Here is a 14,179-nt window from a genome sequence, read left to right on the forward strand (position 1 = left end):
CGCTGCCTTTACGCTCCCTTACCTTCCCGTCTTCACCTTGGTCCAGAGCCGGTTGATGACGCGCTGGGTGGCCGGATCGCGCGCCGTGATGACGAACAGCTTTGAGAGCGTCGCCTCATCGGGATAGATGTTCTTGTCGTTGAGGATCTTTGGATCGACCAGCTTTTGGCTAGCGAGATTGCCGTTGGCGTAGGACAGGAAGTCCGAGTTCTTGGCGGCAACGTCGGGGCGGTAGAGATAGTTGATCAGCTCGTAGGCCTCCTTGACGTTCTTGGCATCCGCTGGGATCGCCAAATTGTCGAAGAACATCTGCGCGCCTTCTTTCGGGATCGTGTAGCCGATCTCGATGCCGCTCTTGGCTTCGGCTGCACGGGCGCGCGCCTGCATGATGTCGCCGGACCAGCCGACCACGAAACAGATCTCGCCGGTCGCGAGCGCGCTCAGATATTCGGACGAATGAAACTTGCGTACGGACGGGCGAACCTTGGCGACGACGTCGGCAGCCTTCTCCAGGTCGGCCTGCTTGGTCGAGTTCGGATCGAGCCCGAGATAGCTCAGCGCCGCCGGAAAGATATCGTCGGCGGAGTCGAGCATGTGCACGCCACAGTCTTTGAACTTGGCGAGGTTCTCCGGCTTGAACACGATCTCCCAGCTTTCGATCTTGGCGCCAGGCCCGAGGATCTGCTTCACCTTGGCGACGTTGTAGCCGATGCCCGTCGTACCCCACATGTAGTTCGCGGCGAATTCGTTGCCGGGATCGTAGGTCGCGAGATTCTTGGTCACCATCGGCCAGGCATTGTCGAGGTTCGGCAGCTTCGACTTGTCGAGCTTCTGGAAGATGTTCGCCTTGATCTGGCGCTGCAGGAAATAGGCGGTGGGCACCACGACGTCGTAGCCGGACTTGCCGGCCATCAGCCGCGTCTCCAGCGTCTCGTTGGCATCGAAGGTGTCGTAGACCACCTTGATGCCTGTCTCCTTGGTGAAGGCCTCAAGGACGTCGGGCGCCATGTAGTTCGACCAGTTGTAGAAGTTGACGACGCGCTCCTCGGCGCCCGCCCCCTGCGAGAGGAACGTCAGCGCTGCGGCGATCGCGAAACCAAGGCAAAACCTGGAGCGGCTGACGTTCGTCATCTCGGTCTACCTCTTGCGTCCGCGTATCGCGTCCGACAGCCGCTCCAGCGCGGTGTCGAGGGTCTGGTCCTTCTTGGCAAAGCAGAAGCGCACCACCGAGGTCACCGGGTCCTGCTCGTAGAACGCCGAGACCGGGATCGCGGCGACCTTGTAGTCTTTGACGATCCGCCAGCAGAACTCGGCATCGCTCTCGTTGAGCCCAAGCGGCGACAGGTCGACGGTGAGGAAGTAGGTCCCTTGCGACTTCAACACGGGGAAGCCGAGGCTCTCCAGCCCCTTGGTCAGGCGGTCTCGGCTCCGCGTCAGGTCTTTCCGCATCGACAGGAAGTAGTCGTCGGGCTTGCCGAGGCCGTAGGCGACGGCGGCCTGCAAGTTCGGCGCGGTGGTGAAGGTCAGGAACTGGTGCACCTTGGCGGCGACCCGCAGCAGCGGCGGTGCAGCGCAGACGAAGCCGATCTTCCAGCCGGTCAGCGAGAAGATCTTGCCGGCCGAGCCGACTTTGATGGTGCGCTCGCGCATGCCGGGGATGGTGATCAGCGGGATGTGCTTGTGCTCGTCGAAGGTGACGTGCTCCCAGACCTCGTCGCAAATCGCGATGACGTCGAACTCCTGGCAGTAGCGCGCCAAGAGCTCGAGGTCCTCGCGCGGATAGACCACCGCGGACGGATTCAAGGGATTGTTGAACAGTACCGCCTTGGTCTTTGAATTGAAGACGCTTTTCAGCATGTCCTCATTCAGCCGCCAGCCCGGCGGCTCGAGCCTCACCAGCCGCGGAATGCCGCCGGCCTGGCGGATGATCGGCAGATAGGAATCATAGACCGGCTGGAAGCAGACCACCTCGTCGCCGGGCTGCACCACCGCCAGGATCGCCGAGGTCAGCGCCTCGGTGCCGCCAGAGGTGACCATCACCTCGCTCATCGGATCGAGCTTCAGCCCGTGCCAATGGCCGTAATGGGTGGCGATCGCCTGGCGCAGTTCCGGGATACCCATCATCGACGGGTACTGGTTGTAGCCGTTCAGGGAGGCGTCGGCCGCGGCGCGGCGGATGTCCTCGGGGCCGGGATCATCAGGAAAACCCTGGCCGAGATTGATGGCATTGTTGTCGCGCGCGGCCTGCGACATCGCCTCGAAGATAGTGACCGGAAGGTCGGCGAAGACCTTGTTCAGCGAAGAGCTCTTGGTCATCGCGACGTTAGCCACCGACCTTGCTGGGGAGACCCGCCGCCTTCCAGCCGAGCATGCCGCCGGCCAGATGCTTGTCGTAAGGCAGGCCTGCAGCCTGGGCGGCGAGTGAGGCGGTCACCGAGCGCTTGCCGGAGCGGCACGCGAACACGACCTCCTTGCCTTGGGGATCGGGGATCGCCTTGGGATCGAAGGTCGAGAGCGGCACGACCACGCCGTAAGGGTAGGCCTCGGCCTCGACCTCGTTCGGCTCACGGACGTCGACGAGCAGATAGCGGCCCTCTGCGACACCCTTGGAAACCTCCTCGGGGGTCAGATCCTGTACTTGATTTGCCACATCATCCTCCAACGTCGCAGGGCTCGCGCCGGGGCGATCCCGGCGGCGGCAACCTCGCCTCTCGGCATGCGAAAATCAAGCGCTACAAAGGCTTGAGCTGCCTTGCGCAAGTTAAAGCTAAATCGCAGCGAGTTGAAGCGCGCTTTGAATCCAGCCCTAGATCGTGACTTGCGTGCCGACCTCGACCACGCGCCCCGATGGGATCTGGAAATAGTCGGTGGCGTCGTTGGCGGAGCGGCTGAGCGAGATAAACAGCCGGTCCTGCCAGCGCGGCATGCCCGAATGGACAGCAGGCTTGAGCGCCCGCCGTGACAGGAAGAACGAGGTCGACATGATGTCGAACTGCCAGCCGAGCTTGCGGGCGATCGCCAGGGCCTTCGGCACGTTGGGCGATTCCATGAAGCCGAACTTCAGCGTCACCTTGGAGAAGGTCGGGCTGATCGCCTCCAGCTTCACCCGCTCGGCCGGATCGATGCGCGGGGTCTGCGCGGTCTCGATGGTGAGAATGACATTCTTCTCGTGAAGCACTTTGTAGTGTTTCAGACTATGCATCAGCGCGGTCGGCGCGCTCAGGGGATCGCTGGTCAGGAACACCGCGGTTCCGGGCACCCGCTGCGGCGGCCGCTTCTCCAGCATCGCCACGAGGTCGGCCAGCGGGAATTCCAGCTTGCGCGACTTTTCGAACAGCAGCCGGCTGCCGCGCCGCCAGGTGTACATCATGATGATCATGAGCGAGCCAAGCGCGAGGGGCACCCAGCCGCCCTCGAACACCTTGAGCAGGTTGGCGGCGAGGAACGTCAGGTCGAGGAACAGGAACGGCGCGATCAGGGCGGCCGCCGCAAACGGCGACCACCGCCATACCTTCCAGATCACGACAAAGCCCATCATCGCCGTGACCACCATGGTTCCGGTCACGGAGATACCATAGGCCGAGGCCAGCGCGCTGGATGAGCGGAACAACAGCACCAACAGTACCACGGCAACCAGCAGCAGCTGGTTGATGCGTGGGATGAAGATCTGGCCGGAATGGGCTTCCGACGTATGGCGAATTTCAAAACGCGGCAGCAAGCCCAGCTGAATCGCCTGCCGCGTCAGCGAATAAGCGCCGGTGATGACGGCCTGGCTTGCGATCACGGTGGCGGCAGTCGCAAGCACGACCATGCCGCCGCGCATCCAGCCTTGCGAAAACAGTTGGAAGAACGGACTCTCGATCGCGGCGGGATCGGCGAGCACGAGCGCACCCTGCCCAAGATAGTTCAGCGCCAGCGACGGCAGCACGATGAACAGCCAGGCGGTCTGGATCGGCCGCTTGCCGAAATGGCCGAGGTCGGCATAGAGCGCCTCGGCACCGGTGACCGCCAAGAACACCGCGCCCAGCGTCACGAAGCCGATGATACCATGATGCAGCATGAAGGACACGGCGTAGAGGGGATTCAGGGCAAACAGCACCTGCGGCTGCTGGATGATCGGGTGGATTGCCGCCGCAGCGATCACCGCAAACCAGACGCACATGACAGGTCCGAAGAACGCCGCAACACGGGCGGTGCCGCGGGATTGCACGGCGAACAGGACCACCAGGATCACCACTGTCAGCGGAACGATATAGGGCTCGAACGTCAGGGTGACGTCCTTCATGCCTTCGATCGCCGACAGCACCGACAGTGCCGGCGTGATCACGGCATCGCCGTAAAACAGGGCGCCGGAGATGATGCCGAGCATGACAATGGTCGCCCCGCCGGTGCCGACCGCGCGCTGGGCCAGGGCCATCAGAGCCAGCGTGCCGCCCTCGCCGTTGTTGTCGGCGCGCAGGAGGATCACGACGTATTTGAGCGTCACCACGACAATGAGCGCCCACAGGATCAGGGACGCCACGCCGAGGACGGCCGCCGACGTCGGCGCGCCTTCCGCGCCGGACGCCGCAATCACCGCCTCGCGGAACGCGTAGAGCGGGCTGGTGCCGATATCGCCGTAGACGACGCCGATGCTGCCGAGCGTCAGCGCGCCAAAGCCGGCGGTGGTGTGGGCATCGCCATGCCCATTGGTCGCCGCCGTTTCCGGGGCGGGAACTGCTACGTCACTTGTCATGGGAGAGCCTGGTGGCCTCTAAAAATGCTTCACTGCACAACGGCTGAAGAGAGCGCGCGGCTTATAGTCCTGCGCTGCCGGCATAGCCTAGCCCGATTCTGGGCCCTTGGCATGCAAATTTCGCATGGGTCCGTCATTGCGTCCCAATTGCCGCCTCAGATGGTGACTTGGGTTCCGACTTCAACCACCCGACCGGTCGGAATCTGGAAATAGTCGGTGGCGTCATTGGCCGAACGGCTGAGCGCGATGAACAGATGGTCCTGCCAGAGCGGCATGCCTGATTGCGCCGAGGCCTTCAGCGAGCGCCGCGACACGAAGAACGACGTCGACATGATGTCGAACTGCCAGCCTTGCTTGCGCGCAATCGCGAGCGCCTTGGGCACGTTGGGCTGCTCCATGAAGCCGAAGCGCAGGCGGACCTTGGAGAACTTCTCGCTGATCTTCTCCATCTTGAAGCGCTCGGAGAGATCGACCCGCGGCGTGTGCCCGGTCTCGATCGTCAGGATCACGTTGTGCTCATGCAGCACTTTGTTGTGCTTGAGATTGTGCAGCAGCGCGGTCGGGACGAAAGCTGGGTCGCTGGTCAGGAATACCGCCGTGCCCTTGACGACGTGCGGCGGCCGCTTTTCCAGGCTGCGGATCAGATCGTCCAACGGCACCTCGATCCGGCGCGTCTTCTGGATCAGGATTCCCGAGCCGCGCCGCCAGGTCCAGATCGTCCCCGCCATCGCCGCACCGAACAGCAACGGGACCCAGGCGCCTTCGAGCAGCTTCAGCAAATTCGCGCTGAAGAAGGTGATATCGACCATGACGAAGGGCAGGATCACGACCGCCGCGGTCGCAGCCTTCCAGTTCCACAATTTCCAGATCACGACAAAACCCATGATGCCGTCGGCGACCATGGTGGTGGAGACCGCGATGCCATAGGCCGAAGCGAGATTGCTGGGTGTGTGGAACAACAGCACCAGCAGCATCACGCCGATCAGCAGCAGCCGGTTGACGCGCGGCAGATAGATTTGACCGGCGTGGGTCTCCGACGTGTAGCGCACCTCGAAGCGCGGCAGGAGACCGAGCTGCACGGCCTGATAGACCAGCGAATAGGCACCTGTGATCACCGCCTGGCTCGCGATGACGGTAGCAGCAGTCGCAAGCCCGACCAGCGGCAGCACCAGATGCTCGGGCACCATGCGATAGAATGAATGCTCGATCGCGCCCGGATTGGACAGCACCAGCGCGCCCTGCCCGAAATAGTTGATCAGCAGCGAGGGCAGCACAAAGAACATCCAGGCCGATTGAATCGGCTTGCGGCCGAAATGGCCAAGGTCGGCGTAGAGCGCTTCGCCGCCGGTCACAGCGAGAAACACGGCGCCAAGCGTCACCAGGCCGATCGTGCCGTGCGAAAGCAGGAATTGCAGTGCGTAATAGGGATTGATCGCAGCCAGCACCGACGGGTCGTCGGCGATGTGAATGACGCCCAGCACCGCAAGACAGGCGAACCAGACCACCATCACTGGCCCGAAGGCCGAGGCGACCAGCGCCGTGCCCTTGCTCTGCACCGCAAACAGCAGCACCAGGATCAGCACCGTGAGTGGCACGACATAATGCTCGAATGCGGGCGTCGCGAGCTTGAGTCCGTCGACCGCTGACAGCACCGAGATCGCGGGCGTGATCATGGAATCGCCGATGAACATCGAGGCGCCGACCACGCCGAGGGCGAGCAGGAACCAGCTCCGCCGCCCCAGCGCGCGTTGGCCGAGTGCCATCAAAGAGAGCGTGCCGCCCTCCCCGTTATTGTCGGCGCGCAACAACAGCAACACGTATTTGGCAGTGACGACGATCAGGAGCGCCCACAGGATCAGCGACAGCACGCCGAGCACCATCAGCCGCGTCACCGGCGCGCCGTGAGCTGCGCCCCTCACCGCCTCATGAAACGCGTAGAGTGGCGAGGTGCCGATGTCGCCGAAGACGACGCCGATGCTCCCGAGCGTCAGGGCCCAAAAACCTGATGTGACCGGCCCCTCCTGGGTCTCGGTCTGTGTGATGCTCGCCGTCATGAGAGTGGAAAACGCTTCGTCCCTGGAATTGATCCGGCGCCTTTCGACGCTTCGGGTACGCCTGTCAATCGGCCCACCACCATAGCAGGGGCCGCGGCAGATGCTGTGACGGAGCAGCCACGCTCGCCGTCATCGCGATCGGCCGCTCTCAGGTAAAATAGTAACGCAAGGCGATTAGGGCTTCAAGTTCGGCGGCAGCGGCGGATCTTCGCGCATCAGGGTGATGGTCACGCGGCGATTCGCCGCGAGCGATGGATCGTCCGGGAACAACGGCTGGGTGTCCGCCTTGCCGGAGACGGAAAAGATGTGCGACGGCGGCAGGCCCTCGCGCTCCAGGATCTGGCGCACCGCGTTGGCGCGATCGGCCGACAGGTCGAAGGCACCATAGTCGCTGCGTGTCGGCACGAAGCCCGCCGCGGTGTGGCCGGCAATGGAGACGCGCAAGGGTGTGGCTTTGAGCGGGACCGCGAGCTTCTCGATCAGGCGGCGGGTGCGATCGTACGGCACCTTGGATCCGTCCGCGAACATCGAGCGGCCGTCCTGGTCGACGATCTCGAGATTGAGGCCCTGCTTGGTCTCCTCGAACATGATGTGCTTGGACATCTCGGTCAGTTCCGGCATGTCCTGCAGCGCCTGGCGCAGCGAGGCCGCGGCCAGTGCAAAATTGCGATCGATCTTCATCTTCGCGCCCTGCGTGCGGTCGCGATCTTCCTGGTCCGGCGTCGGCGTGTTGGAAGCGTCCTCGGGCTCGATGTGGTCGACGTTCTTCAGCCGCGGCCGGGTCGGCAGACCGTCCGACTCGACGATGCCGGCATAGCGCGCTTCGCTTTGGACGCCGAACGCATCCCGCATGGAGCCCGCGACGACCTTCAGCTTATTGGCATCCTGCGTCGAGAACGCCACGAGCATCACGAAGAAGCTCATCATCAGGCCCATCAGGTCGGCGAAGGTCACGAACCAGCCGTGACCGCCTCCATGTGAGTCGCCGCGCTTCTTCTTGGCCATATCTCAAAATCCCGGCGGGCGGCGTCAGGCCGGCACTGGCTCGCCTTCGGCGTGGCGATGCTTCTCCGGCAGATAGGCCAGCAGCATTTCGCGCACGAGCGTCGGGCTCTTGGAATCGCGTATCATCAGGATGCCGTCGATGATCAGCGTGCGATTGGTCTCTTCGTCCAGGAGCTTGCCATGCAGCTTGTCGGCGATCGGGATGCAGAAAAGGTTGGCGACCAGCGCGCCGTACAGCGTCGCGAGCAGCGCGGTCGCCATGAACGGGCCGAGCTTGGAGGGGTCGGTCATGTTGGCGAACATCTGCACCATGCCGATCAGGGTGCCGACCATGCCGAAGGCCGGGGCGCAATCGCCGACGGCGCGATAGATCTTGCTCCCCTCGTCGAGGTGCATGAGGAAGTTGTCGCGGTCGCGTTCGAGATTGTCGCGGATGAAATCGAGGTCGTAACCGTCGGCGACATAGCGGATGCCCTTGGCGAGGAACGGCTCGTCGGTCTCGACCTTTTCGAGACCGACCGGACCCTGCTTGCGGGCGATCTCGGCGATGCGGGCGAGCTCGTCGACGAGGTCGTGCGCCGACAGACGGCTCATGGTGAAGGCGAACTTGGCGCCGAGCGGCAGGCCGTGCATCAGCGCCGAGAGCGGAAACCGGATCATGGTCGCTGCAGTCGATCCGCCGAAGATGATGATCATCGCATGCTCGGAGATGAACATGTGAAGATCGCCTCCCAGCAGCATCATCGTCGCGATGACGATTATGCCCGCCACGAGGCCGACGCCCGTCATGATATCCATGGGAGACTCCAACGCGAACGCAACAACGGCCATCCTGGCCGGTGGCGCGGTCCAACCCCGAACCGCATCGGAAACCGTAGAGTGGTGCCCTTAAAGCCGCGTAAAGGTTAAGTTCATCCGCTGCGACCGAGCGGCGCAACGCAACGGAACGACGGCGGCTTTGCCGTTCTGCGACATCGATCTCAACACTTTGCTAACCATAAATGAGGCCGTCAGGACGACAGCCCTGTCAGCTTCAGGCTGAGCGCGCGCAGCTGCCGGCGCGCATCGGCATCATAGGCCTGCGGATTGGCACGCGCTTCGTTCATGCCGTTGAAGAACAGGCCGCTTCTAGCGGCAACGTCGTCGCCCTCGACCAGATGGAGGATCGCCGCACCGCCCTGCTCCACGGTCGACATCGGCGCAATGCCGCCGGCGCGAACCATCGTGGTGTTCATGTAAGTCGCCGGATGCAGCGCGTTCACGGTGATGCCGGCCCCCTTCAACTCCTCCGCGAGATCGATCGTGAACATGATCTGCGACAGCTTGCTCTGCGCATAGGCGCGCGAGCCGCTATAGCCTTTCGTGATCATGACGTCGTCGAAATCGATCGGATGCTGGCCGAGCGACGCGACATTGACGATGCGCGAGGGCGCGGCGGCCTTCAGCAACGGCAGCAGCAAACGGACGAGCAGGAAGCCGGAGAGATAGTTCACGGCGAAGCGCAGCTCGTAACCGTCGCGGCTCTCCTGTCGTTGCGGGCCGTCGTTCTGCGAACCAATGCCGGCGTTGCTGACGAAGACGTCGAGACGCTTGTGATCCCGGATCACCGCTGCGGCAAGCTCGCGCGCACCTGCCATTGACGACAGATCGGCCTGATAGAAGGTCGGCGCAGCGCGGCCGGCCTTCACGATCTCGTCGATCAGGGTTTTCGCACGCGCCGCGTCGCGGCCATGGATCAGGACATCAGCACCTTCGGCGGCAAGACGGGTTGCAACATAGCGCCCGACACCATCGGTCGAGCCCGTGATCAGCACCGTCTTGCCGCGCATGTCCATCGACTATTCCCCGTCAGTGAATCTCCGCCGAGCGCTTCAGCGCCGCTTTCAGCTTCTCCAGCGAAAAGTCGGGGCTGCGCGCGATCTCGAGGATCGGCGTCTCGCGACGGCCGCAGAGCTCGGCGGCCTCAGGCAGTTTCGCTGCGACGTCCAGTGGGATTACAATGGCGCCATGCTGGTCGGCGTGGATCAGATCATCCGACCTCACGGTCATGCCGGCGACGCGCACCTCGCCGCCGAAGCTCTCGGCATGCACCCATGCATGCGACGGGCCGATCGAGCCGGCCAGCGCCTGGAAACCAGGCGCCCATTGCGGGATGTCGCGGATCGAGCCGTCGGTGATGACGCCGAGGCAACCGAGCGCCTTGTGCACGTTGCTTTGCACCTCGCCCCAGAACGCGCCGTAGCCGACGTCCGGACCATCGATGTCCTGGATCACCGAGATGCGCGGACCGTGGCCGGTGCCGACATATTCGTAATATTCGATGCGGCGCTTCGACTGCTCTTCGGGTGCAAGCGACGATTTCAACACCGAGCGGATCGCGACCGTGCGGGCATAGCCGACGATCGGCGGCAGATCCGGGAACGGGCAGACCAACTGCTTGGTGGTGTAGCCGATCAGGCGGCGCTCGGGCGCCACGATCTCCATGGCATTGCAGATCGTCGGCGTGTCATAGCGGCCCAGCGCTTCGAGGACGGAAGCGGGCAGCGGCCCGGTCGCGGTATTGGTCACGGCGTTCTCTCCCAGATTGGCGGCTGATTGACGCGATGCCGCCGGCACAGGGCGATATAGCCGAGATCGGGCCTCAGCCCAACTCAGGCGCTCTCATGGCAGATATCCGCGCGCGATAGCTCAGTGCAGCCGGCCAGGCCGGTCATCATCGCGCGGTGGCTCCGACAGGCTCGCCATTGTCGGCGCGGACGGCGGCGGCGGCACTTCGCCGCCGGCAGGCGACGCAGCTTGCAGCGCGCGCGCCTGATCGCGGTAAGATTTGTAACCGAGCGGCAGGCAGAGCAGATACAGCGCCGTGCCGACCGACAGCACGTGCCAGGGATAGGCAATCAGGATCGCAATGAAGACGACGACCGCGACGAAAGCCGGCAGCACCAGCTCTGGCGACACGCGCATGCGCTTGGTCTTGCCGGAGAACACCGGCAGGCGCGAGACCATCAGGAAGGCGATCAGCAGCGTATAGGCCGCGGTCAGCGCCGCGGGCGCGCGGCCGAGCTCGAGAAACGCGACATAGATCGGCAGCAGCACGGTGATGGCACCGGCCGGCGCCGGCACGCCGGTGAAGAAATTGGCGGCGAAGGCGGGCTTGTTCGGATCGTCCATGGTGGCGTTGAAGCGCGCAAGCCGCAGGCCACCTGATATCGCGAACACCATCGCGGCGATCCAGCCGGCATTGCCGAGCTCGTGCAGCTGCCAGAAGTACAGCATCAGGCCGGGCGCGACGCCGAAATTGACGAAGTCGGCAAGGCTGTCGAGCTCGGCGCCGAACTTGGACTGGCCCTTGATCATGCGCGCGACGCGGCCGTCGATGCCGTCGAGCGCGGCCGCGAACACGATGGCGTAGACGGCAAGCGTCATCCGCCCTTCGATCGACAGCCGGATCGAGGTCAGGCCGGCACAGATCGCCAGCAGCGTGATGACGTTGGGCACCAGCATGCGCACCGGGATCGGGCGGAACCGCCGGCGGCGAATATCGGGATCTCGGTAGTCGTAGGGCGTCATTGGCTCGTCCTCACCTCTCAGCGAGATATAGCAAGCCGTGTTCCCCTCCGCCATCGCGGCGGAAGGGCCCCGACAGCGGCGCGTTGGTTAATTGGCGCGGTAAGTGCGGCCGGGGTCGTCGCCGGTAAGGTCGGCCAGGATGGTCTCGCCGGCGATCGCAGTCTGCCCCTCCGAGACCAGCGCCTTGGTACCGACAGGCAGGTAGACGTCGAGCCGCGAGCCGAAGCGGATCAGGCCGAACCGCTCGCCGGCGCCGACCGCCTGCCCCTCCTTGACGAAGGAGACGATGCGCTTGGCCACGAGGCCTGCGATCTGGATCACGCCGATACGGCCCTGCGGCGTCGAGATGACGAGTGAATTGCGTTCATTGTCCTCGCTCGCCTTGTCGAGCTCGGCGTTGATGAAGAGCCCCGGCCGATAGGCGATACGGTCCACCCTGCCCGCCACCGGGCTGCGATTCACATGGCAGTTGAACACACTCATGAACACCGAGATGCGCGGCAGCGGCCGGTCGCCGAGCCCGAGCTCGGCCGGCGGCAGCGCCATGGTGATCATCGAGACACGGCCGTCGGCGGGCGACACCACGAGCCCGTCGCGCTGCGGCGTCACGCGCACGGGATCGCGGAAGAACAGCGCGCACCACACGGTGAGGATCGTGCCGATCCAGCCCAGCGGCGACCACAGCCACATCAGGAAGATGCTCACCGCCGCGAAGATGCCGATGAAGGGATAGCCCTCCTTGTGGATCGGCGGGATCTGACGTTGGATCGAATCGAGGATGGACATCGCTATCTGCCGCTGGAGGGGTTGATGGCACGGGTGGGTCGCGCGAGCCTGTTTAGGCCAGAGTTGGGACCGGAGACAAGCTCACTCCGCGGCCGCCTGCGCCGTCAGGGCGTCCTCCACCGGCGGCGGCTCCCGGTTGGGCGCCTCGCTGCTGTCGGCCATACGGGCCAATTTCTCGCGCGCGGCCTCGGCCTCGCGCTGCCTGTTCCACATGCTGGCGTAGAGACCGTCCTGTGCAAGCAGGCTGGCATGGGTGCCGCGCTCGGCGATACGGCCCTGGTCGAGCACGATGATCTCGTCGGCACCGACGATGGTCGAGAGCCGGTGCGCGATCACAAGCGAGGTGCGGTTCTTCGCCACGCGGTCGAGCGCGCCCTGGATCTCGTGCTCGGTGTGGGTGTCGAGCGCCGAGGTCGCCTCGTCAAGCACCAGGATCGGCGGCGCCTTCAACACGGTGCGCGCGATCGCGACGCGCTGCTTCTCGCCGCCCGACAGTTTCAGGCCGCGCTCGCCGACCTGGGTCTCGTAACCCATCGGAGCCATGCGGATGAAATGATCGATTTGCGCGAGGCTAGCGGCCTCCTCGACCTCGTCATTGCTGGCGTCCCAGCGGCCATAGCGGATGTTGTAGCGGATGGTGTCGTTGAACAACACCGTGTCCTGCGGGACCATGCCGATCGAGGCGCGCAAGCTTGCCTGCGTGACTTTGCGGATGTCCTGGCCGTCGATCAGGATCTTGCCGCCAGAGATGTCATAGAGGCGGAATAGCAGCCGCGAGATGGTCGACTTGCCGGCGCCGGACGGGCCGACGATCGCCACCGTCTTGCCGGCCGGCACCTCGAAGCTGATGCCTTTGAGGATCGGCCGCGTCGGCTCATAGGCAAAGCGCACGTCCTCGAAGCGCACGGTGCCGGCGGAAACGACGAGCGGCTGCGCATCGCGCGCGTCCTTGATCTCGGCCTCGCGATGGATCACGCTGAACATCTTCTCGATGTCGATGATCGCCTGCTTGATCTCGCGATAGACCATGCCCATGAAATTCAGGGGTTGGTAGAGCTGGATCATCATGGCGTTGACCAGCACGAAATCGCCAACCGTGTTGGTTCCATTGCGCACGCCGATCGCGCACATCAGCATGGTCGCGGTCAGGCCCAGCGTGAATATCACGGCCTGGCCGGTGTTGAGCACCGCGAGCGAAGTATAGGTGTGGATGCTCGCTTCCTCGTAGCGCGCGACCGACTTGTCGTAGCGCTCGGCTTCGCGGGCCTCGGCGCTGAAATATTTGACGGTCTCGTAATTGAGCAGCGAGTCGATCGCCTTGGTATTCGCCTCGGTGTCGGAATCGTTCATCTTGCGGCGGATGCCGATCCGCCACTCGGTCGCGATGTAGGTGTAGTACATGTAGACCGCGACGGTGATCAGCGTGGCGGCCACGTAGCGCCAGTCGAACTGCCAGAGCAGCACGGCCATCAGCAGCGAAACCTCGACGATGGTCGGGATCAGCTGCAGGATCACCATGCGCACGATCACCTCGATGCCCGAGCGACCGCGCTCGAGCACGCGCGTCAGGCCGCCGGTCTTGCGCTCCAGATGAAAGCGCAGCGACAGTTCGTGCATATGGATGAAGGTGATGGTGGCGAGCTTGCGCACCGCATGCATGGCGACACGGGCAAAGATGCCGTCGCGCCATTGCGTCAGCACCGCCATCACGATGCGCATGACGCCGTAGCTCGCCGTCAGGAGCAACGGCGATGCAATCACCCAGAGGTGCCAATTGCTGGCCTGCACCGGTGCGGTGTTGGCACCGGTCAATGCGTCCGTCGCCCATTTGAAGCTGAACGGCACCGACAGGGTGATCAGCTTGGCAGCGAGCAACAGCACAATCGACCAGACCACACGCATCTTCAGGTCGACGCGGTCGCCGGGCCAGATATAGGGCCACAGATGCGCCAGCGTGCCCATCAGCGTGGCCCGCTCCAGCGGTCCGGGCTCAGGCACGTCGGGCGAATGAGGAGGGCTCATGAAGAAA

The 14,179-nt window shown here is 64.0% G+C and carries 12 protein-coding genes; all 12 read right to left on the bottom strand.

Annotated elements, in window-relative coordinates; translation table 11 throughout:
• Nucleotides 1-18: 18 nt before the first annotated feature.
• Entirely contained in the window at nucleotides 19-1,131 is a 1,113-nt protein-coding gene (locus L6639_RS02775; protein ID WP_237858734.1) for a polyamine ABC transporter substrate-binding protein, read from the bottom strand.
• Between the two features lie 6 nt (nucleotides 1,132-1,137).
• Entirely contained in the window at nucleotides 1,138-2,316 is a 1,179-nt protein-coding gene (locus tag L6639_RS02780; RefSeq protein ID WP_237858736.1) for an aminotransferase, read from the bottom strand.
• A 7-nt stretch (nucleotides 2,317-2,323) separates the two neighbouring features.
• Nucleotides 2,324-2,650 carry a rhodanese-like domain-containing protein gene (locus tag L6639_RS02785; RefSeq protein ID WP_027532212.1) on the bottom strand — a complete coding sequence of 109 codons (327 nt, stop codon included), beginning with the start codon at nucleotides 2,648-2,650 and terminating at the stop codon, nucleotides 2,324-2,326.
• 156 nt (nucleotides 2,651-2,806) lie between these two features.
• Nucleotides 2,807-4,735, bottom strand: coding sequence for a potassium transporter Kup (locus L6639_RS02790; RefSeq protein ID WP_237858738.1), 1,929 nt, complete (start codon nucleotides 4,733-4,735; stop codon nucleotides 2,807-2,809).
• Between the two features lie 155 nt (nucleotides 4,736-4,890).
• Complete coding sequence (locus L6639_RS02795) at nucleotides 4,891-6,789, bottom strand: potassium transporter Kup (RefSeq protein ID WP_237858740.1); 1,899 nt, start codon at nucleotides 6,787-6,789, stop codon at nucleotides 4,891-4,893.
• A gap of 174 nt (nucleotides 6,790-6,963) precedes the next feature.
• Complete coding sequence (locus L6639_RS02800) at nucleotides 6,964-7,794, bottom strand: OmpA/MotB family protein (RefSeq protein ID WP_237858741.1); 831 nt, start codon at nucleotides 7,792-7,794, stop codon at nucleotides 6,964-6,966.
• A gap of 24 nt (nucleotides 7,795-7,818) precedes the next feature.
• A complete protein-coding gene (locus L6639_RS02805) occupies nucleotides 7,819-8,592 on the bottom strand; it encodes a motility protein A (RefSeq protein ID WP_237858742.1) in 774 nt (257 codons plus the stop codon).
• Nucleotides 8,593-8,804: 212 nt separating this feature from the next.
• Nucleotides 8,805-9,629, bottom strand: a complete 825-nt coding sequence (locus L6639_RS02810) for an SDR family NAD(P)-dependent oxidoreductase (RefSeq protein ID WP_237858743.1) — start codon at nucleotides 9,627-9,629, stop codon at nucleotides 8,805-8,807.
• A gap of 13 nt (nucleotides 9,630-9,642) precedes the next feature.
• Entirely contained in the window at nucleotides 9,643-10,362 is a 720-nt protein-coding gene (locus L6639_RS02815) for an RraA family protein (protein WP_237858752.1), read from the bottom strand.
• Between the two features lie 120 nt (nucleotides 10,363-10,482).
• Nucleotides 10,483-11,364 (bottom strand): CDP-alcohol phosphatidyltransferase family protein, encoded by an 882-nt coding sequence (locus L6639_RS02820; protein ID WP_237858753.1) that lies wholly within the window; start codon nucleotides 11,362-11,364, stop codon nucleotides 10,483-10,485.
• Between the two features lie 87 nt (nucleotides 11,365-11,451).
• The gene (locus L6639_RS02825; protein WP_338076520.1) at nucleotides 11,452-12,156 is read right to left on the bottom strand and encodes a phosphatidylserine decarboxylase; all 705 of its coding nucleotides are present in this window, start codon (nucleotides 12,154-12,156) and stop codon (nucleotides 11,452-11,454) included.
• 75 nt (nucleotides 12,157-12,231) lie between these two features.
• Nucleotides 12,232-14,172: an ABCB family ABC transporter ATP-binding protein/permease gene (locus tag L6639_RS02830; RefSeq protein WP_237858755.1), complete on the bottom strand. Its 1,941-nt coding sequence runs from the start codon at nucleotides 14,170-14,172 to the stop codon at nucleotides 12,232-12,234.
• Nucleotides 14,173-14,179: the final 7 nt, after the last annotated feature.

It is taken from the genome of Bradyrhizobium zhengyangense, assembly GCF_022012555.1.
In the GTDB taxonomy this organism is placed as follows: Bacteria; Pseudomonadota; Alphaproteobacteria; order Rhizobiales; family Xanthobacteraceae; genus Bradyrhizobium; species Bradyrhizobium zhengyangense.